Source organism: Levilactobacillus yiduensis (assembly GCF_024718525.1).
In the GTDB taxonomy this organism is placed as follows: Bacteria; Bacillota; Bacilli; order Lactobacillales; family Lactobacillaceae; genus Levilactobacillus; species Levilactobacillus yiduensis.
The window spans coordinates 1-25,160 of the sequence record NZ_JAMXAZ010000016.1 but is presented as its reverse complement, the minus strand read 5'-3'; the positions used below and the strand labels follow the sequence as shown (position 1 = coordinate 25,160).

22 protein-coding genes and 1 pseudogene are annotated in these 25,160 nt (G+C 47.8%); 12 read left to right on the top strand and 11 right to left on the bottom strand.

The window, feature by feature from the left end:
- Positions 1-18: 18 nt before the first annotated feature.
- From sufB to sufC, 5 genes are read right to left on the bottom strand one after another with little or no spacing between them, the layout of a single operon-like run.
- Positions 19-1,425 carry a Fe-S cluster assembly protein SufB gene (sufB, locus tag NGM66_RS09495; RefSeq protein ID WP_208907339.1) on the bottom strand — a complete coding sequence of 469 codons (1,407 nt, stop codon included), beginning with the start codon at positions 1,423-1,425 and terminating at the stop codon, positions 19-21.
- Positions 1,425-1,892, bottom strand: coding sequence for a Fe-S cluster assembly sulfur transfer protein SufU (sufU, locus tag NGM66_RS09490; RefSeq protein ID WP_208907338.1), 468 nt, complete (start codon positions 1,890-1,892; stop codon positions 1,425-1,427). Before sufU ends, sufB begins: the two co-directional genes overlap by 1 nt.
- Entirely contained in the window at positions 1,870-3,117 is a 1,248-nt protein-coding gene (locus NGM66_RS09485) for a cysteine desulfurase (protein WP_208907337.1), read from the bottom strand. Before NGM66_RS09485 ends, sufU begins: the two co-directional genes overlap by 23 nt.
- The gene (sufD, locus tag NGM66_RS09480; protein WP_208910941.1) at positions 3,107-4,384 is read right to left on the bottom strand and encodes a Fe-S cluster assembly protein SufD; all 1,278 of its coding nucleotides are present in this window, start codon (positions 4,382-4,384) and stop codon (positions 3,107-3,109) included. Before sufD ends, NGM66_RS09485 begins: the two co-directional genes overlap by 11 nt.
- Before the next feature lie 20 nt (positions 4,385-4,404).
- Positions 4,405-5,199 (bottom strand): Fe-S cluster assembly ATPase SufC, encoded by a 795-nt coding sequence (sufC, locus tag NGM66_RS09475; RefSeq protein WP_208907336.1) that lies wholly within the window; start codon positions 5,197-5,199, stop codon positions 4,405-4,407.
- Between the two features lie 276 nt (positions 5,200-5,475).
- On the opposite strand from sufC, the gene NGM66_RS09470 reads away from it, so the two are divergent.
- The 4 genes from NGM66_RS09470 to NGM66_RS09455 all read left to right on the top strand — a co-directional run bounded on the left by NGM66_RS09470 (position 5,476) and on the right by NGM66_RS09455 (position 8,255).
- Complete coding sequence (locus NGM66_RS09470; protein WP_258115581.1) at positions 5,476-5,709, top strand: FeoA family protein; 234 nt, start codon at positions 5,476-5,478, stop codon at positions 5,707-5,709.
- Position 5,710: 1 nt separating this feature from the next.
- Positions 5,711-7,699, top strand: a complete 1,989-nt coding sequence (feoB, locus tag NGM66_RS09465) for a ferrous iron transport protein B (RefSeq protein WP_208907335.1) — start codon at positions 5,711-5,713, stop codon at positions 7,697-7,699.
- A gap of 16 nt (positions 7,700-7,715) precedes the next feature.
- On the top strand, positions 7,716-7,886 hold the full coding sequence (locus tag NGM66_RS09460; protein WP_208907334.1) for a FeoB-associated Cys-rich membrane protein: 171 nt from the start codon (positions 7,716-7,718) through the stop codon (positions 7,884-7,886).
- A gap of 159 nt (positions 7,887-8,045) precedes the next feature.
- The gene (locus tag NGM66_RS09455; protein WP_258115580.1) at positions 8,046-8,255 is read left to right on the top strand and encodes a hypothetical protein; all 210 of its coding nucleotides are present in this window, start codon (positions 8,046-8,048) and stop codon (positions 8,253-8,255) included.
- A gap of 75 nt (positions 8,256-8,330) precedes the next feature.
- Here the strand turns inward: NGM66_RS09455 and NGM66_RS09450 are convergent, their stop codons facing one another.
- The 3 genes from NGM66_RS09450 to NGM66_RS09440 form a co-directional block, all read right to left on the bottom strand.
- The gene (locus NGM66_RS09450) at positions 8,331-9,692 is read right to left on the bottom strand and encodes a glycoside-pentoside-hexuronide (GPH):cation symporter (RefSeq protein WP_208907333.1); all 1,362 of its coding nucleotides are present in this window, start codon (positions 9,690-9,692) and stop codon (positions 8,331-8,333) included.
- 27 nt (positions 9,693-9,719) lie between these two features.
- Entirely contained in the window at positions 9,720-10,994 is a 1,275-nt protein-coding gene (locus NGM66_RS09445; protein ID WP_208907332.1) for a glycoside hydrolase family 27 protein, read from the bottom strand.
- A 283-nt stretch (positions 10,995-11,277) separates the two neighbouring features.
- Positions 11,278-13,380, bottom strand: a complete 2,103-nt coding sequence (locus NGM66_RS09440; protein WP_208907331.1) for a glycoside hydrolase family 36 protein — start codon at positions 13,378-13,380, stop codon at positions 11,278-11,280.
- A gap of 282 nt (positions 13,381-13,662) precedes the next feature.
- On the opposite strand from NGM66_RS09440, the gene NGM66_RS09435 reads away from it, so the two are divergent.
- Entirely contained in the window at positions 13,663-14,592 is a 930-nt protein-coding gene (locus tag NGM66_RS09435; RefSeq protein ID WP_258115579.1) for a helix-turn-helix transcriptional regulator, read from the top strand.
- Between the two features lie 262 nt (positions 14,593-14,854).
- Here NGM66_RS09435 and NGM66_RS09430 read toward each other — a convergent pair whose 3' ends face one another.
- Entirely contained in the window at positions 14,855-15,712 is an 858-nt protein-coding gene (locus NGM66_RS09430; RefSeq protein WP_208907329.1) for a glycosyltransferase family 8 protein, read from the bottom strand.
- Positions 15,713-16,217: 505 nt separating this feature from the next.
- Between NGM66_RS09430 and NGM66_RS09425 the strand changes: the two genes are divergently transcribed.
- From NGM66_RS09425 to NGM66_RS09395, 7 genes and pseudogenes are all read left to right on the top strand, one after another.
- A complete protein-coding gene (locus tag NGM66_RS09425) occupies positions 16,218-17,480 on the top strand; it encodes an FAD-dependent oxidoreductase (protein WP_208907328.1) in 1,263 nt (420 codons plus the stop codon).
- The gene (gene preA / locus NGM66_RS09420) at positions 17,480-18,751 is read left to right on the top strand and encodes an NAD-dependent dihydropyrimidine dehydrogenase subunit PreA (RefSeq protein WP_208907327.1); all 1,272 of its coding nucleotides are present in this window, start codon (positions 17,480-17,482) and stop codon (positions 18,749-18,751) included. Before NGM66_RS09425 ends, preA begins: the two co-directional genes overlap by 1 nt.
- 223 nt (positions 18,752-18,974) lie before the next feature.
- Positions 18,975-19,547 (top strand): DUF1097 domain-containing protein, encoded by a 573-nt coding sequence (locus NGM66_RS09415; RefSeq protein WP_208907326.1) that lies wholly within the window; start codon positions 18,975-18,977, stop codon positions 19,545-19,547.
- A gap of 401 nt (positions 19,548-19,948) precedes the next feature.
- Positions 19,949-20,539 (top strand): annotated as a pseudogene (locus tag NGM66_RS09410) (transposase); the annotation flags it as partial.
- A gap of 68 nt (positions 20,540-20,607) precedes the next feature.
- Positions 20,608-20,832 (top strand): hypothetical protein, encoded by a 225-nt coding sequence (locus NGM66_RS14370; protein ID WP_373418486.1) that lies wholly within the window; start codon positions 20,608-20,610, stop codon positions 20,830-20,832.
- Positions 20,833-20,919: 87 nt separating this feature from the next.
- Complete coding sequence (locus NGM66_RS09400) at positions 20,920-21,273, top strand: hypothetical protein (protein WP_208907324.1); 354 nt, start codon at positions 20,920-20,922, stop codon at positions 21,271-21,273.
- Positions 21,274-21,293: 20 nt separating this feature from the next.
- Positions 21,294-21,536 (top strand): transposase, encoded by a 243-nt coding sequence (locus tag NGM66_RS09395; RefSeq protein ID WP_258115577.1) that lies wholly within the window; start codon positions 21,294-21,296, stop codon positions 21,534-21,536.
- Positions 21,537-21,662: 126 nt separating this feature from the next.
- Here the strand turns inward: NGM66_RS09395 and NGM66_RS09390 are convergent, their stop codons facing one another.
- The gene (locus NGM66_RS09390; protein ID WP_258115576.1) at positions 21,663-23,258 is read right to left on the bottom strand and encodes a M13-type metalloendopeptidase; all 1,596 of its coding nucleotides are present in this window, start codon (positions 23,256-23,258) and stop codon (positions 21,663-21,665) included.
- A gap of 22 nt (positions 23,259-23,280) precedes the next feature.
- A complete protein-coding gene (locus NGM66_RS09385) occupies positions 23,281-24,816 on the bottom strand; it encodes an ATP-binding cassette domain-containing protein (RefSeq protein ID WP_208907322.1) in 1,536 nt (511 codons plus the stop codon).
- Positions 24,817-25,160 lie beyond the last annotated feature (344 nt).

Here is a 25,160-nt window from a genome sequence, read left to right as displayed (position 1 = left end):
TATGATCTGTGGTCCGTCTTACCCGATGGACCCTTCCATTTCAAAACTGATCAAGCGGTTCAATTCGACCGCGTATTCCATTGGTAATTGCTTGGTGAACGGTTCCACGAAGCCCATGACGATCATTTCTGTGGCCTTGGCTTCGGAGATCCCACGACTCATCAAGTAGTACAGTTGCTCTTCAGAAATCTTGGAAACCTTGGCTTCGTGTTCCATCGACACGTTAGCGTTCGAGATTTCATTGTACGGAATCGTGTCCGAGGACGACTGATCATCCATGATGATGGTGTCACATTCCACGTGGGCCTTGGACCCATCCGAATGACGGCCGAAACGCACCGTCCCGCGGTAGTCCGTCGAGCCCCCGGTCTTGGAAATGGACTTGGACACGATGGTACTGGACGTGTTCTTGGCGTTGTGAATCATTCGGGCACCAGAGTCTTGGTGAATGTTGTTGCTGGCCACGGCGATCGACAACATGGTCCCGCGAGCGCCTTCACCGTTTAAGTAAACGGACGGGTACTTCATGGTGACCTTAGATCCCAGGTTCCCGTCGACCCATTCCATCGTTGCATTCTCTGCGGCAGCGGCGCGCTTGGTTTCCAAGCTGTACACGTTGTTCGACCAGTTTTGAATCGTGGTGTAGCGGCAGTAGGCGTCCTTTTCGACGTTGACTTCGACCACGGCGGCGTGCAGGCTATCCGACGAGTAATTCGGAGCGGTACAGCCTTCCACGTAATCGACCCGCGCACCAGGTTCCACGATGATCAGAGTCCGTTCGAATTGCCCGGAGTTTTCGGAGTTCAACCGGAAATACGATTGGATCGGCGTCTTGGTTTGGACACCTTTGGGCACGTAGATAAACGAGCCACCGGACCAGACGGCCGTGTTCAAAGCGGCAAACTTGTTGTCGGTTGGCTTGACCAATTTGCCAAACCACTTTTTGAACAGTTCGGGATATTCCCGTAGCGCCGTATCAGTATCCGTGAAGATGATGCCCAACTTGGCGAAGTCATCTCGCATATTGTGGTAGACCACTTCTGATTCGTATTGGGCGGAAGAGCCGGCTAAGTATTGCCGTTCAGCTTCCGGAACCCCTAACCGATCGAAGGTCTTCTTCAAGTCAGCGGGCACATCGTCCCAATCCCGGTATTTCTTATCCGTCATTTTTTGGTAGTACAGCATGTCCTTTAAGTCCAAGCCGGACAGGTCCGGACCGTATTTAGGCATCGGTAATTTCTTGTAAATTTCGTAAGCGTTGAGGCGATATTCCAGCATCCATTGGGGTTCATGCTTGGCTGCGGAAATCTCACGCACCGTTTGTTCCGTTAAGCCCCGGCCTGTCGAATAGGCGGGCTGAATATCATCGTGGAATCCGAACTCGTAGTCCTTGTCCTTGACCACTTCTTCTGGCATCGTTGACATTATGCTTCCTCCTCATCTGTCGGCGTCTCTTCGTTCAGTAAAGCCCGCTGGAGCGCCCACCAAGCTAACGTGGCGCATTTGATACGGGCCGGGAAACTCATGATGCTGGACAGGATTGCCGCGTCGCCCAGTTCATCGAGGTCGGCTTGCGGGTGCTTGGTGCCCATCACCATGTCGGAGAAGGTCTTGGCCATCCGCAGCGCCGTTTCTTTGTCCTTGCCCATCACGGCATCGGTCATCATGCTGGCGGAAGATTGACTGATGGTGCAGCCGTCACCGCTGAAACCGATGTCTTGGATCTGTTCCTGGTCGTCCAGCTGAATCGACAGATTGATCACGTCGCCACAGGTGGGATTTTTCAGGGTAATGGTATTGGTACTGGTCGTAAGGTCGTGCTTGTGGCGCGGGTGATCCGCGTGATCCAAGATAACCTCACGATACAAACTATTTAGCTTTGACAGCCCCATGATTGAAGAACTCCTTTGTTTCGGCCAGGGCGACTAACAAACGATCAGCGTCCTGCTTGGTATTGTAAAGATAAAAGCTGGCACGGGCGGTCGCCACCAGACCCAAGTAGGTCATCAGTGGTTGCGCGCAGTGGTGCCCGGCGCGGACGGCCACGCCTTCCATGTCTAAGGCAGTAGCCACGTCGTGTGGGTGAATACCTTTCAAATTAAAGGCAATCACCCCAGTATGTTTAGCGGGATCGTGGGGGCCATAGACTTCGAGATCCGGGTCCGCCACGAGTTTTGGCAATAAGTAATCGACGATGGCCTGTTCATGGGCGGCCACACTGGTCATCCCGATGTCACTCAGGTAGTCCACAGCGGTGCCTAAGCCCACGGCACCGGCGATATTTTGGGTCCCGGCTTCAAACTTGTATGGCAGTTGGGCCCAGGTGCTGTCCTGTTGGTGCACGAAGTCGATCATTTCGCCACCAAATTGATACGGTGGCATTTGTTCTAACAACGCGCGCTTGCCGTACAACGCACCGATTCCAGTCGGCCCCATCATCTTGTGGCCGGAGAAAGCGTAGAAATCAACATCAAGTGCTTGGACGTCCACGGGGTGGTGCGGTACTGCTTGGGCCCCATCGCCCACGATGATGGCGCCGTGTTGGTGGGCCAATTTTGCCAAATCAGCCAACGGATTGAGTGTTCCCAAAACGTTGCTGGCATGGGCAATCGCCACGATTTTGGTTTTGTCTGTAATCTTGGCCGCCGCGTCGGCCATGTCCAGTTCGCCGTCGGCCGTTAAGCCGATGTACTTGAGCGTGGCGTGCTTCTTGATGGCCAGTTGTTGCCAAGGAATCAGGTTGCTGTGGTGCTCCATGATGGAGATCACGATTTCATCGCCGGCCTGGATGACCTGTTCGCCATAGGTGCTGGCCACCAGGTTGAGCCCGTCCGTGGTCCCCTTGGTAAAGATGACCTCGGCAGCCTCGGCGGCATTGATGAAGTGTTGGACCTTGACCCGAGCGTTTTCGTAATCCTCGGTCGCACGTTCCGCTAGGGTGTGGACCCCGCGGTGAACGTTGGCGTTATCGGTCTGGTAGAAATGCACCAGGCTGTCAGTCACCGCCGTGGGCCGTTGCGCCGTGGCGGCGTTATCCAGATACACCAACTGCTCGTCGTTGACCCGCTGGTCTAAGATCGGAAAATCTGCGCGTAAATCCAAATTTTTAACGGCCATTTTCAAGTTTCCTTTCAATGATGGCAATCAGCTGTTGCCGGACGGCCTTGGCAGGAATAGCGCTAAGCACGGCCCCCAGGAAGCCCCGGATGACCAGGCGCTCGGCCGTTGCCCGTTCCAGGCCTCGACTCATCAGGTAGTACAACTGTTGTTCGTCGACCTGACCCACACTAGCGGCATGGCCGGCCAATACATCGTTTTCGTCGATCAGCAAAATCGGGTTGGCGTTGCCGTGCGCATCGCTGGACATCATCAGTAACCGGTTTTCCTGTCCGGCTTCAGAGCCCGCGGCACCGTGAATGATGTCGCCGATACCGTTGTAGACCAACTCGGATTTCTCTAAGATGACCCCCCGTTGCAAGATGTTGCCGTTGGTGTGCTTACCGCGGTTGGTGATCTTGGTGTTCACACCCATCCGTTGGTCATGGTCGGTAATGGCAATGACCTTGGCGTCGGCTTGCGCACCAGTTCCATTCAATTCGGTATCGAAATTACCGATCGTATTGCCTTCGTTCATGAAGCCCACGGCCCAGTTGATCACGGCGTTGTCCGCCGCATAAGCCCGACGTTCCACGTAGGCCAAGGTTTGTGGCCCCAATTCATCCAAAGCAGCGATGGTCACGTGACTGTTTTCATTAGCCACAACTTCCAGCAAGCAGTTCGCCAGGTTGGCGTTAGTGCCCACCGTGGTCAAATGCTGGTTCAAGGAGAACTCGGCGTTGCGACCGGCGACGGCTAAGACGTGAGAGACCAGTGGCTGGTCTTGGGTGCTGTCTTGGATCAGTTGAATATCGACGGGTTGGTCGATGATCACATTGTCCGGCACGTAGAGGAAGACCCCGGCATTCAAATAAGCGGTGTGATAGCTGGCCAGTCGGTTTTCGTTGGCCTTGATGGCTTGCGTCATGAAGGCGGCTTGCACCAGGTCGGGATAGTCTTGAGCCGCCGTGAAGATGTTGGTCAAGATGACCCCTTGTTCCTGTAGTTTTTCTGGTAAATTGACCCGGACCGTAGTCTGGCCGACCTGGACGATCTGGCAGTCACTTGCCGCAACGTCCGCCAATTCCGGCGTGGATTCACGCCAAGCAAAGGTGTCGGGCATCATGGCCCAGTCCCGGTAGTTAAAGCGTTGAACCCGTGGCATTGGCAGGTCTGGCATTTGGGCCAGGGCCGCGAGCCGCTTGTGAATCAACCAAGTGGGTTCATGATGTTGCTGGGCAGCGGTTTGGATGGCCGTCGCCGTTTGCGATTGCGATTGCGTTTCCATGGTATCCATTTTGCCACCCCCTAGTTCTCATCCACGAGTGCCACGTCAATGTCCAAATCGTCACGCAGCCCGGCGTAACCTTCCTTTTCCAACCGTTCTGCCAGTGACGCGTCGCCGGTCTTGACGATCCGGCCACCCATCATGATGTGGACCACGTCTGGCACGATGTAGTTCAACAGGCGTTGGTAGTGGGTGATGATCATCGAACCGAAGTTGTCGCCACGCATGGCGTTGACCCCTTTGGAGACCACCTTCAAGGCATCGATATCCAGGCCAGAGTCGATTTCATCCAGTAAGGCAAAGGCTGGCTTGATCATCAACAGCTGGAGGATCTCGTTACGTTTCTTTTCCCCACCAGAGAAGCCTTCGTTCAGGTAACGTTCCGTCATGGCTTCGCTCATGTCCAAAATATCTAAGTTCTTATCGAGTTCTTTTAAGAAATCCATGACCGAGATCTGATCATCCTTCGGCCGACGCGCATTGACTGCGGCACGGAGAAATTCGGCGTTGGTCACGCCCTGGATCTCGGCGGGATATTGCATCGCGAGGAACAAGCCTTTGCGGGCCCGTTCATCAACGGGCATACCGACAATACTTTCGCCGTTCAACAGGATATCCCCTTGCGTCACGTGGTAAGCCGGTTGACCCATAATGGTTTGCGACAACGTTGATTTACCAGTCCCGTTAGGCCCCATGATGGCGTGAATCTCGCCGGTGTTCATGGTCAGGTTGACCCCTTTTAAAATTTCCTTAGCCGTTTGGTTTTCCTCATCGGTCACTTCAACGTGTAAATCTTTGATTTCTAGTGTTGCCATTATCCATCAACCTCCATTAGGTATGAAATTCACTGTTAAGGCGTCTTTTCATTGACGGCTTTGTGCGATTTTCACAAATTATGCCCGCATATTCCGTGAAGTGTGCATAAAATTATTCCAGAGTGTTTCGCTCTAGGCCGCTCTTTGTAAGCGCTTGACATTATTATAGGCAGAATATTCCTGGAATAATATTAGGCATTTCCCTAATATATGTGAAAGTGCTTACATGGTAAGCTAGAACCAATTAATCGGAATCTAATTCATTTGAAAGGCCTGATGAGCATGCAACTCCGTTATTCAGAATCAGCCTATCCTAACGTTATCGTTCGCCAAATGAGCCAACTCGATGGTCAGACTGCCCATCGTTTACAAAACCTCGGCATCCACCCCGGCAGTCAACTCGCTGTCCTACGGCAATACCCGTTTCACGGCCCGGTCATCGTCGAATTCGACCAACAAAAGATCGGCATCCGCTACGTCGTTTTCCAATCACTAGTAGGGGGGCAATAGCATGACCACCGTTGCCCTCTTAGGAAATCCAAATACTGGCAAGACCACGCTCTTCAACGAGCTGACGGATAAATACGCCTACGTTGGTAATTGGGAAGGGGTCACCGTGGACAAGAAGCTCGGTCGCATCCGCCATTCGGAAATGGTGGTCGTCGACCTGCCCGGCATCTACTCACTGACGCCGATCACCAAAGACGAGGCGGTGGCCTGTAATTACTTACTCAACGACTCACCGGATATGATCTTAAACGTCACCAACGCCAGTCAGCTCAAACGCAACCTCTTGTTGTCAATTGAACTACTGGAGTTCGGCCGGCCGGTGGTCTTAGCGCTCAACATGATCGACGACCTCAAGGCCAACGGCATCAGCTATGATTTCGCCGAACTAGCCAAACGCTTGGGCTGTCAGGTACGCGCCACCAACGCCCGGAAGAAATCGGGTCTGGATCAGTTGCGCCAAGAACTCCTGACCACGCCGCCCACCGCCACGCAACCGCTCCACCTGGCCTACCCGGCAGCGGTCCAACACGCCATTACCACGGCTAGCCAACAATTGATCGACGACTACCAGCAGCCCGCGGCCTTTGCCAATTGGTTAGCCATTCAGTACATGAACCGCAACCAAATCGTGCGCCGTTACGCCAGCAAGCACCACCTCAAGCCGCTACTGAGCCAACAGAAACTCTACGACGACCAGAACTTTGAAGAACAGATTTTCCAAACGCGTCTGGCCTTCATTGACGAAACGCTGTCGGCCACGACCAAGTACTTACACGAGGTATCTAACGACAACCTCACGGCCAAGATCGACCGCATCGTGACCCACCCCGTGTTGGGTCTGCCCATTTTCGTGGGTATATTCCTGCTAATGTTCAAGCTCTCCTTTGATTGGATTGGGACGCCGCTATCGGATGGGCTGGATGCCTTTATCTCCGGGCCGCTGTCCACCACGACCAGTCATTTTCTGACCAGCGTTGGGGCAATGCCCTTTCTGAAATCCCTGATTGTGGACGGCATCATCGCCGGGGTCGGTGGTGTCTTGAGCTTTATCCCTCAAATTTTCGTCCTGTTCGCCTGTATCTCCGTCCTCGAGGATTCCGGCTACATGGCCCGCGCCGCGCTGGTGACCGACCGGCTGATGCAGCTGATTGGCCTCAACGGCAAGGCGTTTATCCCGCTGATCATCGGCTTTGGCTGCAACGTGACCGGTATCATGGCTGCCCGCACCATCGAGCAGCCCAAGGAACGGCTGGTCACCACGCTGATTTCGCCGTTCATGAGTTGCTCGGCCCGCCTGCCGATCTACGGCCTGTTTGTCGCCGCCTTCTTCCAGCGCAATCAAGCGCTGATCGTGTTATCCCTGTACTTCCTGGGCATTGCGGTTGCGCTACTGATGGCCAAAATCTATCAGTGGGCCTTCAAGATCCACGAAAACACGGTCTTCATCATCGAACTGCCCAAATACCACGTGCCGCGTCCAGACATCATTGCCATGGGTACCTGGGAAAAGGGCAAGGGCTTCATCCGCAAGGCCGGCACCGTCATCTTTGGTGGTACCGTCTTGATCTGGCTGCTGTCCAACCTGGGGCCCAGCGGTATCGTGACCAACATCGACCAGAGTTTCTCGGCCATGATCGGTCAGTTCGTGCTCCCACTTTTCCGGCCCATCGGCATCACCTCGTGGCAAACCATTAGCGCGCTGATGACTGGCGTGCTAGCCAAGGAAGTCATCAGTTCCAGCATGATCGTGCTCTTCCATCTGAGCGGACAGACTGGCCTGATTGCCACGTTTAGTTCGCTGTTCACCCCGTTGTCGGCTTACGCGCTACTGGTCTTCATCCTGATCTACGCCCCCTGCTTCGCCACGTTGGCGGCCATCAAAGCCGAGACCAACTCGAAGAAATGGGCGCTGTACTCGGTGGTCTCCAGCACCGTCATCGCCTACCTGGCGGCGTTACTCATCTACCAGGTGGGATCGCTCTTCATTTAAAAAAGGAGTCTTGACCATGTCCTTGCTACTTAATATCCTCATCGTTGCCGTGATTATCGGCGGCGCGGGCGTCGTGCTCTACCGTCACTTGAAAAAGTCCAAGGCTGGTAGCTGTCCGGCGTGTGAATACGATTGCGCCGCTAAGCAACAGCTGAAGAAACACCAACGTGAACAGCACCAGGCGTAACTGAAAAGCCGTCGTGGCCACACTATCCTGAAGGATTGTGGTCACGACGGTTTTTTAAATAATGAGGTGTTCATTATCTATTGAATGGATTTGTTTTAATCAGTAAAGTTATCGTTCATTTACCTTTACGACCTATTCGCCATCTTATCTATTAGCCTGTTGCCGCCAGTCTTTTTGCGCGTCTCGTTCAGCGACCAGCTGTCGGTCTACTTAATTGTCGCCGTCATCCTGTCAGCTTGGCTGGGTGAATTTCTCACGGCCCACAAAAACCAGGCAACCTCGTACAAGGTTGCCTGGCTATTGAAGACCGTTGCATTGGTGATGACGGTCGTTTGCTTCTTGGCCGCCTGCTTGGGACAGCTGGTTTAAACCGAATGGGGGTCCCTGTCACCGGTTAATGACAGGGACCCCCATTCGTTATTCTAAATAAGTTATTTCAGATTATTAGTCACGTGTCTTCGCTAAATCAGCTGTGATTTGACCTTCCATCTTTTCGTAGCGTTGATACATTAATGCTGGAATGATGGCAGCAGCGTACAATAACATGGTCATCCAGTTAAAGTCGATGCTAATTCCAGTCAGAGCATGGGCAGTTTGAACTTGATTGGCCACGTAACCAAAGGCAGACAGGAACGTCCCGTTCAACCAGCCAGCTAACCCTTGGCCCATGGACATACAGAACGCCGAACCAATCGTAGTCAACAGACCAGCCGCATTGATACCGTTTTTCCATTCTCCAAAGTCCACAGCGGACCCTAACATGGCAAATGGCATGGAAACAGCAATTCCGGAACCAATCAAGGCGATTAACCAGCCGATTACAGCGCCCACGATGCTTAAACCAGATACGGTAATGATTAATTGACCCACAACAGCAATTGCAAAACCTAATGCCCAAATTTTACTCTTCGACATATACTTATTCATGAATGGAATGGCAATAACCCCGACCACTTGAATCAGGCCAATCGAATTAAAGAAAGTGACTAGGTCTTTATTCTTAAAGTAATACGTGAAATAGTAAACCATCCCTTGTTGCCGGTTCTGTTGAGCTACCCAGAACAAGAAGTTTCCGGCAACCAGAATCAACCAAGGCCAATTTTTGTTCATGGCGTGAATCCCTTGTTTCAAGGTAACTCGTTCACTAGTACTAGAGGAAACTCGTTCCTTAGTGTGCGCAAATGAGAATAAGGTCAGCGTGACATTTAAAATAGCAAAAATCACAATAAAAATACGGAAACCTTTAACGTCATTGCCTCGACCGAAGAATGCAACTAACGGCAGTGTCAGGGAGTTCACAACGAAGACCCCTAAGTTAGATCCGACCATCCACCAAGAGTTAAGAACCACCCGTTCCTTAGGATCCGAGGTGATCAATGGTAACATCGTGGTAATAGGTGCATTGATTCCCAAATATAAGATTCCGTAGATAATGTAGGTGATCCCACAATACCAAATCTTACCGGTAACACTCAACTGTGGTGCCCAGAATAAGAGTACACCCATTGCTGCATACGGAAATGCCAGCCACAAGAAGTAAGGCCGAGCCTTCCCATACTTGGTATGTGTCATGTCAATAAACGTTCCCCAAACGGGGGCTCCTACGGCATCCACAACCCGGGCAATTAACAAAATCAATCCGGCTGCGGCGGCAGGTAATAAGACCACGTCAGTAAAGAAGTACATCAGGTAACTCCCAACGACTGTGGCGACCAGTTGACCAGCAAAGTCCAGTTGACCGTAACTTAACTTCTCCAGCCAGGGAACAATCTGTCTTTTAGGCTGGCTACTTGCTTTTTCTTCCATAGTGTTCAACTCCTCAGAATTTTTGTCTTAAACTTTTAGCAAATATACATCGTGCGCGTCAATGATTAATTGCTGATCCGATGACAACGCGATGTCTTGATTTCGCCAAACATCGTGTCCAGCTAACGGAATCGACAGGCCAATCAAGTCTTGGCCCGTGAGCGTCAGTTGCCGCTCAGAGATGTTGAAGACAGCGTAGTACTCGTGACTTGGACTCGTGGCGTACCAAGTAATTTGGGACTCGTCACGCGTGACCTGATACTTTTCCGTAATTTGATCATCCATTGCGAGCAAATCAGCATTCGTCAGCAATTTAGTCGTCCACTCATCCAGATCTGGTAGTTCACCGCCCATAATTAGTGGTGACTGCATCAGGCTCCACAAACTCATCATGGTTTTCTGTTCTGCGTGGGTGAAACGGGTCTGGCGGTCACCACCCGGGCCATCGACGGACCGGATCCCAATGTGCCCTAGTGGAAGCATGCCACAGTCCGGCCAATTTCCAGGCCGCGACATGGCTGACCACTTTTCAGCACGGTCAAACATATTCAAGAGTAGCGACCAGTCATCCCAAAAGTCATCCGTGATTCGCCACATGTTGGCATTACGCTGCAAGAACGCACCGTTCTCAACCGGCGCTGGTCCTGGCGATAACGACAGCACCATATCACGACCGGTCTTGTCAATGGCCTTGCGTAAGGCCACCACTTCTTTCTTCAACGTGCCGCGGTAAATCACTGAATTAGCAATGTCGTCGCACTTGATAAAGTCAACACCCCATTCGGCATACAGCGCCATCAGTGAGTCGTAGTACGCTTGTCCCTCTGGGAGGTCAACGTTGACACCATACGTATCGGCATTCCACGGACAAATCGTGTTTTCAGCAATATCGCGTGCCGTCTTGGTCGTTCCCAAAATCGGCGTGGCCGCATGGACGGCCTGACGTGGAATTCCTCGCATAATGTGAATCCCAAATTTCAAGCCCAGTCCGTGAACATACTCGGCTAGCGGGCGAAAGCCTTGTCCATTAGTAGCCGAAGGAAAGCGCTTGGGATCTGGCATCAGTCGTGAGTAATCATCCATCACTAGTGGCGTAAAATTGTGATATTTTGACGAATCCGCAGTCGGTTCGTACCATTGGATATCAACGGTCACGTACTCCCAGCCAAACTGCTTAAGGTGTTGGCTGAGATAATCCGCGTTGCGTTTGACTTCTGGTTCCCGAACCGAGGCACCATAACTATCCCAACTATTCCAGCCCTTCGGTGGAACTGCGGCAAAACTTCTAAATTTTTGAGTCATGCTTAGTATCCTTTCTGATCACTCAATCACCGGTTATTAAGTGCGTTGTTTGCTTGGATATCCTATGTACACTCAACATCATAGCATCTAAGAAAACGCTTTCAATAAACGATAACGTACATTTAGTGGTATAAAGTAACGGGCCTAATGCGAATTAGTGTTAAAATCTCACATTCGTTAATTTCCACGCAATTTCTATCAGAATCTACTGGTACCGTATTCCTCACCAGACGTGAACAAGACCCGTTCGGCTCAAGTAAGCCGAACAGGTCTTGGTTTAAAGCTACTGTAACTGTACGTGGTAAAGCCGCGCCATCTTTTCGCGAGAGAAGTTCACGTGTAACGTCTCTTGATCATTAGTAAAATCGCTATTTCCAGTCGCACTGGGATAGAGCTGCGTGACGGCCGCAATTTGGCCGTATTTGGCTAGTGACACAGTATGGTCGACCGTTTGCCCAATCCCCCGCCAAACGGCTAGATACAGGTCCTTACCCTGCTTAAAACCATAGCTAAACCAGTCATCATCCAGCTGTCCTAATCCTTCTGGCCAAATTGGCAAACCAGTTGCGATTTTTTGCCGGTAGGTCTTGTAAGCCCGAATGCCTTCAGCAACTAGGTCTAGACGATGACCCTTTACTTTATTCAGATAGCCGCTCTGGTGAATTCGCAAGAGCATGGCATTGACCATATTAAAGACTACCTCTTCGTCATCCCCATCCTGCAGTGGGTAAGACCAGATGGCACACTGCTCTGGAGCGACGACCGATGCGCCTACCGCGGCAATATTACCATTGCGGACATAGTTGGTTTGATCCGTCATTGACTGAATACTGTGGCGTTCAAGCATGGCATAGTCATGCCGCATCCCACCAGACCCACAGTTTTCAATAACCAAATCAGGGTAACGAGCGAAGATGGCATCTAACCATTTCAGATAAGCACGGTTATGTTTCAACAGTCCATCGCCAACACTATCGGCTTGACGATCCGTCCCGATACCGGTAGTAATGTTGTAATCCATCTTGATATAACCCACACCGTACTGTTCAACCAGACGCTTCATCACGCCATCCGCAAAGTCACGGACCGCTGGATTAGTGAAGTCCAAATGGTAACGGTCTGCGTCAATCACACGTTTGCCATGACGCATGAAGAACCAGTCATCCGGTAATTCTGCGGCTAGCGGGCTCTTGATTCCCATGACCTCTAACTCCAACCACAAACCAGGAGTCAAGCCCTGGTCACGGATGTATTGAATCAGTTTTTCGATGCCGTCAGGGAATCGTTCCTTCGATGGTTGCCATTCACCCACGCTGTCCCACCAGTAGCCTGGCGCATACCAGCCACAGTCAATAACAAAGTACTCACAACCAACCTTCTTGGCCGCATCGATCAGCGGCAGTTCTTTGGCCGTCGTTGGGTCACCAGATAGGCCATTCATGTAGTCGTTGAAAATGACCGCTAGCTTCTGGTCGTCTGCATTAGGCCGGCGGATTGCACGTCGGTACTTGGTCATCTCGCCAATGGCATCCTCAAAATCCCCTATCAACTGACCAAATGCTACCGGTACTGTTGTGAAGGTAGCTCCCGGCGTTAAGTTCTTCCACCAATGATTATCGAATTCCTCAGGTCCGGACAGACGAATGGCCAATAAGTTTCCACGGCCAATGTCCTTCAACTCATAATGCCAAGCCCCGTTGTTTTCAATCTGCCAAATAGCTGTCTGCCCCGTCTGGGTATTGGTCAAGATACCGTTCGGCGAGTATTCTGAACAGGACCACGAGGAATTGTTGGTGACACTCAGACGCTTCGTCGATGCTTGCGCTTGGTCACCATCGACCCAGTAATCTAGGCCAGCGTCCTTGAGCGTATTGGCTTTCCACTGGGCCTCCGCTGTCCAATCATTGTTGGGGATGTACACCACATTGTGTTCAGCATAATTGCCAGCTAGATCCTTAGCTTGATTGATACCACTCAACGCAAAAGATGAGGCATATTCAATCCCCAGATCTGCGGACCCGATGTTTTCCAATTGCGTCCAACTCCGTACAACGGCCGTCCCGTTGTAGAGCCTATAAAAACTACTGACCCGCAACGTGTGGTCCGTATCTTCTTGTACCACTGTTAGGAGCTTGCCATCAGATTCATCCACCACGGTATGCCTGACGTAACGTAGGTCGCGTCCTGGATTTGTATCCACAAAACCGACCCCTTTGTGGTGGAAGTTTCGACCAGTGACCTGTACCTCAGCAATCTGTAAATGTTGTTTGAGCTCATCATCCGCCGCACGCAAGTCATTGGAATTCATGACGACCAAGCGAACCTTTTCTTGAGCCACTTCAAACTTCAGCTGTGCGTGATCCGTTTCAACCGCAAAATTTTCCATCCTTATCTTCCCTTTCTAACCGACCAATCTGTCTAAGTAGGTTACTGAATCCAGATAATCATTTCCCTAGCAATTAGGTTATTTAGCCTAATTGTAAACGGTTTCAATTACGTTAAAAATGGTGTATTTTGTAGGAAAGGTGTTTATTTATAACTATTAGCAGGCGATTTAGTGGTAATTTCTCACTTTTAGGCCATTACATCTAGACGACGTGCCCAAAACGGGTGAAAATAGTGCTTAACCAAATATGAATCGCTACACTCACGAGAGGAGTCAATCACGATGCGAACCATAACTTGTATTGATATCAGTGAACCCGTTCTCCATTTTTCATCCGGAAAATTCACAGCGGGTTCTCACTGGAAACATAAGCCAATGTATCATGATGGGAATTTTGAAATCATCATTGTCGTCAAGGGCACTCTCTACTTACAAGTTGATAACAGCTATTATGTCATTCAAACCGGCGATGTTTTTGCATTACCACCATTTCACCATCTCCACGGTTACAAGGAATCGCCTGAGAACACGCAATACTTCTGGTTTCATTTCTTTACACACAAGAATGCCATGCGGTCATTACACGTGGACGGCCAAGATGACCAATCTTTGGCCAACTTATTTAAAAAAGACCAAATCGTCTTGCCGCTACAGTACCAGGCTGTGAGTCTGGAAAAAATTCTGATCATCATCTACCAGGTCCTAGACATGGCCAAGACCCACTACTTCACGTCGATGTCCGTAGATTATCTCCTGACCGCCCTACTAATTGAAATTTCACAAGACTTCTACAGCTCACTATCTGGTGCCAATGCCTCTAGCGCTGAAGCCCGCATCGACGGCATCAAGGAGTGGATTCGTGCCAATCTCAATGCTGAACTCAAGGCCAGTACCGTTGCAGAGAATTTTGACTTGAACGCCCACTATCTAGTCCGCATCTTCAAGGAACAGACTGGCCAGACTATCATCCAGTACATCAATCAGCTCAAGCTTCAACAAGCAGCTGAATTATTACTACAGACTAATTTTCCCATCAAACGTATCGCCAGCGCTGTCTTCTTTTCTGACGAAAAACGCTTCATGAAGGCCTTCAAGGCCCGGTATTACTTAACACCAACTGAATTTCGCCACACCTATACCAAGAAATTTTTGGACAGCAGTCATTTTGATCCTGAGGTTCCTATCGTCTTGGAACCACCCGAGCAGAAATAACATTTATGGCCATACGAATAGCCGCCGACATCATTACTACAGTCGACGGCTATTAAACTTACTCTTAAAACTTGAAAGACAGAAGCCAACTAGACGCATTCCTTTAGCGCGATTCATAAGGATAAAACTAGTTGTTTACAGCGTCATGACACACATTGGCAAGAGACTAGCGGATCCTTGACAGCCTTACTCAGGCTGGAGGTGATCCCCAGGGCAAGCTGACGCAAGCATCTGATTTGGCCAATTCGGGCTGGAAAATAGCTTACTCGACCTTTCGTGACCCGTTACCAAGTCTCGCCACCAACCGCCGCAACTGCTGCTGATAAGTCAAAAACAGCCCGGTGAACTTGCTGTCGCTGGTCGCTTCCCACGGCTTGGGCGTGCCACAATAGTGCAGTACCACCGTGTTGGCCATCACCCAGTGAATCTCGTGGGCGTTCAGGCTGCGCGTCTGGTAGACGAAGTATTTGCGCGTGTCGTAATTCCAGATTTCCTCGGGAATCTCCAAAATGTCCGCGCCGTACAGGAAGTTTAAAATGTCTTGGTCTGGCAAGATCAGCTCGCTTTCGTACTTCTGAATGGCAGCGGTAATGTCACCCAATTTGATCTTAGCCCGCGCTTGGTCGAGGTCAATCACCAGCACGCCGGAATTGAAGTAAGCTGTCGTCGTGCCCAGTCGCAGCTGATTCAGCCCATCAACCAATTTGGTCACGCCGCGGTGAACGGCTGCCGCCAGCATCTTCCCCCGCAAATCAATTTCCCACAAAGGCCGCAGCGGATTAATCACCAACAGATCCGGGTCCAAATAGATGACCCGCTTCACCGTTGGCGGTAAAATTTGCCCGCTCAGCAAGCGAAAGTACATTTCTTTGGGATACCGCTTGATCAGGGGCACCCCCGCCGCAAAGTCCGTGGTCACTTGTTCATTACTGAGCGTCCAGCCAAACGCATCCGTAAGTTGCCGTACCGCTGCCACTTCTGCTGGCGTCAATGAGGCGTGCAACAGCCACAGATGAATCCGCTCGCCCGGGTTATTGGCGTGTACCGAGTACAGCATGACCTTCAGTGGCGGCAAATAGCCCGCGTTCAGGGTCACCAGTAAATTAATCTCATCAGTCAAAATTGTCCACCGACCTTCGTTTAGGTTACTTCCATTTAACCATACGCCAGCGGTTTGCGCTGGGATGAGCACTCCTGGTTTAGCCGCCTGACCAAATATACCCACTGCCAGAATTTCCCGCATAAAGTTAGGAATAAAATGTCGCCAGTATTTTATGCCAAAATGACATGGAAAAATTTCATCATTTTCATCAAAAACGGCCAAATCCTTGTTAAATCACGTTTTCACGGCAGTTTACGAGCGCTAACTATTAGGCAAAACCCTCAATTATGCCAAATGGTTGGTGTTTTTTCTATATATAATTATATATAAAAACCCGGCATTTTCACGAATATCCGTGAGAATTGCCGGGAATTTTTTACCGTATCCGCTAGACATGCTATTCTCTAAGTGTTCAAGGCACGTGAAAGAAATAACAAGTTACATAACCAGGTTATCCAACCCATCACGGGCCTCATCATTATAGCAATCAACCAAATCAAAAAAAGATAGTGAGGGTATCAGCATGACTAAAAAATACGAAACAGAAGCCCCAGGATACACCATGACCACTGTGATGGAAGAAGCTGCTCGTTGCCTGCTTTGCCACGACGCACCTTGTTCCAAGGCTTGCCCCGCTGACACTGACCCAGCGCGTTTCATCCGCAGCGTGCGTTTCAACAACGTCAAGGGTGCTGCCGAAACGATTCGGGAAAACAACGCCTTGGGTGCCATCTGTGCCCGCGTCTGCCCAACCGAAAAGTACTGTGAATTGGCCTGCTCCCGGACTGGCATTGACTGCCCCATTGATATTGGTGGGATTCAACGCTACGTCACCGACTTTGAACAAGCCGCTAAGATGGATATCTTAAAGCAAGGCAAGTCCAACGGCCACCACATCGCCATCGTTGGGAGTGGTCCTGCCGGCTTACAAGTTGCCACGACCATGTTGACCAAGGGTTACGCCGTAGACATTTACGAAAAAGCCGAAAAGGCCGGTGGTTACCTGACCTACGGGATTCCAGAATACCGTCTGCCAAACGACATCGTGGAATACGAAATCAAGCGGATCGTCAACTTAGGTGCCAACATCCACTACAACACCACGGTGGGTGAAGACATCATGATGGACGAACTGAAAGCCAACAATGACGCCGTTGTTATCGCCGTTGGGGCCAGCGAAAGCAAGGTCTTACCGATGTTTGCTAACAACGAAAACGTTGAAACGGCAGTCGGCTTCTTAGCTCGTGTCAAGGAAGCCAAAGGTAACATCACTGACTTGCCTGAAAACGCCGTTGTCGTTGGTGGTGGGGACGTTGCCATGGATGTGGCCACGACCTTACGCCGCTTAAACGTTAAGAACGTTACCGACATGGCTTACGAAGAATTTGACGAATTCAAAGCTTCCAAGAAGGAACTCAAAGGCACTCGTGAAGCCGGCGTGACAATCGTCGACGGCTACGTGCCAACCGCTGTGAACGGCAATGAAGTCACCTTCAAACACCGTCACATTGATAGTGAAATGACCATCAAGTCCGACAAGATCATCTTGGCTGTTGGTCAACGCGTCAACGCCGCTAACCTCGGCATCACTATTGATAAGCATGAAGAAGTTCCTTACGCTGGCTACGGTACCGCTGATCCTAAGGTCTTCGTCACGGGTGACATTGCCCAAGGCGACAAGACCGTGGTTTGGGCCGTTCGCAAGGGTAAAGAAGTTGCAGAACAAATGGACAAAATGATTATGGGCGACGCAAAAGAAGCCGACTTGGTAGGAGGTAACGAATAATGATTAAAAAAGACTTATCCGTAGATTTCTTAGGAGTACATTTTGAAAATCCATTCCTCCTATCATCTTCGCCAGTAGATAACTGTTATGAAATGTGTGCCAAGGCCTTTGATGAAGGCTGGGCTGGGGTTGCGTTCAAGACGATTGGCCCTAAGCACTTTAAAGTTGACGAAGTTTCCCCACGGTTTGATGAACTGACCAAGGAAGGCACCCCGTTCGTTGGGTTCAAGAACATGGAACAAATTGCCGAACACTCCTTGGAAGAAAACCTGCATGACTTGAAGAAGTTAAAGGAAAACTACCCAAGCAAGATCATCATTGCCTCCATCATGGGGACCAACGAACAAGACTGGGAAGAACTGGCCCAATTGGTCACCGAAGCCAAGGCTGACATGATTGAAATGAACCTCTCTTGCCCACAGATGACCTCTCACGAAATGGGTTCTGATGTTGGGACTAACCCTGAATTAGTTAAGAAGTACTGTGCCGCCGTTCGTCGCGGAACTGATTTACCAATCTTAGCCAAGATGACACCCAACATCACCGACATGGTGCCAGCTGCTAAAGCCAGCCTGGATGGCGGGGCTGATGGGATTGCGACCATCAACACGGTCAAGTCTATCGCCAACTTAGATATCGACCGCAAGACGGCCTTACCAACGGTTGACGGCAAGGGCTCCATCTCCGGGTTCTCCGGGAAAGCCGTTAAGCCAATCGCCTTACGCTTTATCCAACAATTACGGGAAGCCGCTGGTCTGGAACAACTGCCAATCTCCGGGATCGGTGGGATCGAAACTTGGCAAGACGCCGCTGAATTCCTCCTGTTAGGGGCAACTACTCTTCAAGTAACCACCTCCGTTATGCAATACGGCTACCGGATCGTGGAAGACATGAAGAACGGGTTGATGCACTACATGGAAGAACAAGGGATTGACCACCTGTCAGAAATCATTGGCGCTGCCAACAAGAGCATCGTTCCCGTTGAGTCTCTGAACCGGGACTACAAAGTCTACCCTAAGATCGACTGGGACAAGTGTATCGGTTGTGGCCGCTGCTACATTTCTTGCTTCGATGGCGCGCACCAAGCTATCTCCTGGAATGAAGAAGCTCGCCGCCCAACGGTCGATACCGAAAAATGTGTCGGCTGCCACCTGTGCAACCTGGTCTGCCCAGTGGGCGCCATCTCGACCGGTGAAGTTGTGATGAAGCCAGGCCGTGAAGGCAATCCAGAAGATATCAAGATCGAGTCACCACGCTTAACGCACTTCTAAAACGACAAGCGCGTCACGCCCGCTGTCCGGGGGATTTAAAAAATTTGAGTGATCGGGGTGTGACGCCCCAAAAGAGGCTGGGCCAAAAACATTGCGTTTGGGGTCCGCCTCATTTTGGGTTTAAACGTTTTACCTAAAGTCCTTGCGCCATTTCACAGAATCAGATACACTGGTATTCTGACTGAGAAATGGAAGCGCTAACTAGTAAAGGGGAAATCACATCATGAAAATTAGTAAAAAAGTTTGGTTCGACTCCATCGGCGTTGGTGGGTTCACCATCGTTTACAGCTTGATCATGACTGGCTTTTCACTGTGGATGGGTGCCGCAGCCTTCATTGCGGTCTCCTACTTCTTCGGTGCCGGCTTCCCGAAGGATAAGATCTGGAATATTCTGTTGAGTTTCTGCTTGGGCCTCATTTGGGGGCTGATGGCCTTCTCCCTGTTGCACGTGTCTTGGATCTCCGGACTGGTAGCCTCGTCCGTGATGTTTGGGATTCTGACATTCCTGGCCCTCTTCTTGCAAGGAACCATCCTGCCGTTCACCGAGGTGCCGGCTTGGCTGATCACTTGGGGGACGACCATGCTGATCATCTCCAACATCACCATCAAGAGCTGGCCAATGTTCTGCTTTGAACTGCTGGCTTCGATGTTCATGGGTATCTTCGTCATCGGCTACGCTTCGGACTACTTCAACAAGGTGATGTTCAAGCTGTTCCCGGAGAAAAAGCCTAAGGACGACGACAGCCAAGACCACGACGCGGCTGATAAGGGCGAGCCTGGGAATGAATTGGGTTAAAGAGCTATTGTTTATGAGTAAAACAAGGGATAGCTGACCATCGATCAGGTGTTAAGTTTACTAGTCAGATAATTCTAGAATTTGGGATATTGGGATATCAACTTTAAGAAAAACTAACTTCTTTTTATCGTTTCAATCATCTAAATTTTATGTACAAACAATACGAAGGAAAGAGCCTGGGACAAAACTCCCAACTCGCATATTAAAAGGGGTCCTCTCAAGAAATCGTATGATTTCTTGAGAGGACCCCTTTTGAGCTTATGTATACACAGAGATGGTAATCCCTGCTATTCTTTAGGTGCTGAACCAAAAAAGAAAAGAGATAACCAACTCTATGCAAATGAATTATACCAGTAATCGCACCACTTTAAAAACTCAATCTATCTTGGCAACCTCAACCAAACAGCGTCGCATGGGCTATTAACGCTATTGTGGACGATATTCCGACCGCTACTTTTCAAACCAGTTCAGCTCCTACCGGTCGACCTTCATATCCGCCACAGTTACTCTTAAAGCTTTGGCTCTTCGGTTACTTACGCCGGACTTTTTCGGGACGTAAGCTAGTTCAAATGGCCAACGAAAACTTAGTGATGCGTTGGTTCATTGGCCCAAATCTGGCCATTCCGAGTTATCGTACCTTCAATCGATTCCGCAGTAATCCTAAAACCTTGAGACTGATTGAAGGGCTCTTTCGCGCCTTTCGTGATTACCTGACGATGATCGGCCTCTTCAATAATTCCGCACTTTTCATTGATGGGACGAAGATCTTGGCTGACGCTAATAAATACACGTTTGTCTGGCGTAAATCCATTGAGAAGGCCGAACCTAAGCTCGATGATAAGACGGCCTCGCTTTATCAAGAATTGTTGAATTATCAAGTATCCGTACCGCATTTCTCGCCGCAAAAATGCGCGTTAACTAGTGCTGAGCTGATTAAATTAACCACTAACTTAACACTCGCAATCAATAGTTTAACTGAAAAATCAACTTAGAAAAGCCGCATCGTGGTGGTTCACAAGCCAAACGTCATCGCCGGAAATTAAAGCATTTTCTCCACCTGTTGACGACGGACTATTTACCTCGTAAACAGCGCTATGAGCTGGCTGAGAAGACCTTTAGTGACCGAAATAGCTTCTCGAAGACTGATCATGATGCGACCTTCATGCGGATGAAAGAGGATCCCATGAGAAATGGCCAACTAAAACCAGGATATAATTTACAGGTCGCCAGTCAACGACAATTTGCCCTTTATTATCAGCTTTTCCAGCGCCCAACGGATACGTGAACCTTGATTCCATTCGTGACGCATATCTTTAAACAGTCGCCGCGAGTCGTTCAATATTTGGTGGCGGACGCTGGGTATGGCAGTGAGATGAACTACCAAAAGCTTACTGATGACTTTCAAACTAAGTATTTGATTCCTTATGGCATGTACGAAAAAGAACAAACCCGTTCTTATCATAAAGACCGGCGCAAAGTCGCTAACTGGCAATACGATGAACTGAACGATCAGTACACCGATCCTGATGGCATAATCTTTACTTTTCACCATTACAGTACCCGCCATGACCGCTACGGCTACGAAAGACAATTTAAGGTTTATCGCTCAGTCAAATACTTTGAAGACCCAAAGCGCGAGACTTTGGCGACAACCAAGAGCGGTAACCGCCGTCAAATCAGTGTGAAAATTGGCTTTACTTTAAAGACCAGGCGAAGAAACGGCTGACTAGTAAGGTTGGCCATGCTTTGTATGCGCATCGTAAAATTGAGATTGAACCAATCTTCGCTGATTTAAAGACCTACCTGAAGTTCAAACGATTCTCAGTTCGCGGCTTAACCGCAGCTACCAATGAGATTGGCATTGCCTTAATGGCTGAGAACCTATCAAAGTTATCGAAGACAGTTAAACAGGCTCATATCATGCCAAAGAAAAGTGGTGTTAATTGCCACGAACCGGCAATTAACACCACTTATTACTTCAGATTCTAGGGTTTTGTCCCAGACTCATTTCTTCGTATGTTCATGTCCCTATAATTTAAATCCGGCTGGTTTACAATTCATCATTCAGTAAATAAACAACCAATAACTGGCTGCTCATCAACTTTCAGCTCACAATTATCCAAACATCGGTGTTACTTTGGTCTTTCTACACCATGTTTGAAATGATGGCAACAAACTCAACTGCAGATTACATCTCACAAAAACTGGTGAATGTTTTGACTTCAGTATTTCTTCCTTTTGATCACTAATAGTCAAATGGACTAAGAAAAGCTTTGCATACGCTTCAAAAAAAGCCTCCTGGAAAAAACTATCCGTTAAATTCGACGACACTTCAAAGGCAACATGCAAACCAACATAGTCAGCTAAGTCTTCATTTTTCGTTTTACCAGGAGCCAATGGGATGCCGTCAAAGGAAATATGTTGAATTTTCTGCACAATCTTCCTAGAAATATCTGCCAAATTTTGATTTTCCACAAATCCTGTATTGATTCTCCGACTAGCTACTGAATCAATTGAATGAAATAATTCATGAGATAAAATCACACTTAGCCCATAGAAGTGTGATTTTTCAACATACGGTGGCATCAAAAAGCTTAATGGCACCGTAATCTTCAATCTCTCTCTGTCGAAAAAAATTCCCCTCGTTATAATTTGAAGCAGCTCATTTTGAGTGAAATCAGCTAATTTGTTTTTCTTTAAAATACTAATAACTTCTTGATATGTCGTTGGAATAACTTCTTCAGGTCTTTCTTTGGAGAACCTCGGAAGAACAATTTCCGTTACCTGCATTAGCCTGGACGCAGCAGTGGTAAAGCAAGTTAACGATACTTCTCTTGCTTGTAAGATTCTAACAAAATCCGCTAGTCGCCTAACTGTATTCTCAACGTTCAATCGCTTTAAGACATTAACCATAATTTGTTGAGGATAAAGCCGAAGCATAATGCTTTTACTCAGCAATTTATCCATACTCTTATCACCAGAAGACATACCCGTTGCTAACTCAAAAAAGTGCATTCCCAAAAACATACTGTTGCTCAGCGCTGTTGCCAACAGCACCCAACAACGAAATTCATCAAAATGTTTAATAATAACATTATATACTTCATTGCATTGATACTTATTCTGCATTACAAGAATTGTATCAACATTTTGGTGATTAGACGCTTGCTCTACATAAAAGTACTTCTGGTCAGATGAATCAAAAGCTTCGTTAGCCATGATTCTTTCAAAATTTACTACTTTTAGATAAAAGTCATTTACACTGATGTCTTTAGCTGTTCCTTTAAATAAGAAATGAATAACTTTACACATTTGTTTCCGCCTGCGTGCTACATTCTCAATTCTATTTCTAACCAAAACTTTCTTAATTATCTTTTTAACTCGCACTGTTTTTAATTCAAACGGCATTACTAAGTTATAGTCTCGGGAAATATCATCTATAGATGACAAGTCCCTTTCATCCTTTAAACTGTCAATTGTTCCTATTTCTCTTTTCAAATCTTCTAGGAACCCCTCCTTTGCAACTCTGATTAATGAACTATTAATATTATCAGACATTCCTTCCAACACATCATTGAACGTGCTCATCACAATAGTTTGATTCAAAAGAAAACCATCTTCACTTAGACTACTCGATACTGACTGTATAAGCGGCCCATTTATTTTCTCAAAATAATCCATTGCTTTACAATCTTTAAGTAAATAATCCATTACACACCTCACCAATGCTCACTCACTTCTTTATGCAAATCTCGCGATCGAAAAGGCTACGAGTACTAGCGTCAAAATTGTGGGCAACAAATAAAACAGTAATTGGTAAGCTTAACAGAGACTTCAATATGGCAGACGTACCCTCATAATCAATAGCCGATGTCCCTTCATCAATAATAAGAATCTTCTGCTCATGTATTACTGCTCTTGCAATTATAATCTTTTGTCGCTGACCTCCTGAAAAATTCTTTTCTTTTAAGTTGAGTACTGTACCAAGTCCAGAATCAAAAGAATCAATGTCCTTTTTCAAATCTGCACCTTTGACCACTTCGTTAATAAGCGAATCAAGCTTTGCATTAAACATCGTTATATTGTTTTTAATTGTATCTGGAAACAATATTGCATCTTGTGGAATATATCCAATTTTATTTAAATTAACTTTCACAGTTTTAGACTCACCATTCAAAAACTCTACATTACCTTTTGTAGGCTCCACTTCTCCAATGAGAATTTTCAATAGTGTCGATTTGCCACTACCACTATCTCCTGTAATTAAAATCTTTTCTCCCATACGAATACATAGATCTGGAAAGACAAGCGTTTCGCCATTCGGAAAACTTTTAGTTAATTTATGAGTGACTAGACATCTAACTTGATTAGGATTATTGTCTGGCCCTTCTCTGATATTCTTCACTTGCCTTGCATGCTCCATAAACTCTTTGCTTAACGTTTTTGAAGACAAAATAGAGCCAAAAGAATTGGAGATTGTAACTACTCCATTAAATATAATTTCAGCAAATTGTCCTGCACTCAAAATCGTTCCAAATGAAACTGAATTTTTACTTATCAAATACCCTGTCCATGCGATTACTAAGAACTGCGAAAAAACGTTAGCAAACGTATTTAGAATTCCCAACGTACAGACCTTTCCTACCCTCTTCATAATATTTTGTTCAAGCTGTTCTGATTCTCTACTTAGTACCTTATAAAAATGCCCCTTTGCCCCATAACGTCTAATTTCAGAAAGTCCTGAAAACCATTCATCAATCGTACTTAAGTACTCTCGATTAGATTTTGACACATTCATTGTCGTAACTTGCAGACTTTTTGAAAGTAGCCGTGGTAAGAACAGAATACCAATGGCCAATACCACTACAAGAATCATTAATGTCCAATTAAGCGTAAAGAGAGCAACACACGAAAAAGCCAGTGTCAATGCTCCCGTGAAAATTGAGAACAAAGGCGTTGCATATTGATTAGTAAGCGTTTTTAAATCATTTGTCAACTTGTTCTGAACAAAATCAACTGACGTATCACTGTTATTGTAGGCTGATTGGACAAAATTCTCTCTTAATTGATGAGAATATATCTGAACCTGGGAATTGAACAAATAACCCATTAGTATATTACTAACATAGCCTCCTAGTAGTAAGAGAATAAAAAAAACCATTTTCGTAATAAATTGAGACAAATTTCCGTTTTTTAACACGTTAATCGCAAAGGTCAGGCTATAATTTCCCAATGTAATTGACAGTGCGGATAACACACTAACAATCATAATTATGGAACTCCTTACCTTATTTGTTCTGATTATTCCCATCAATCGCATAGATTTGCCCCCAATAACTCTTTCAATACAAAGGAAACTCCTCTATTTCCATGTTCAAAGCTTGAATCAAGTAATTGAAACGACTCATTTACAACGTATAATTTCCGATCATATTTCAACAGATATTCACCAACGTCCCAACTACTTTTAGATATCCATTGATCATACTTACTATTCTTTTTATATTTTCTAAAAAGTAGTACTGCCAAAATAATCGGGAGTGTCAAATTTTTTGTGTAAATGGAAGTCCTCTCCCATTAGCTAGCTTCTAATACATGGATTCTAACGTATCT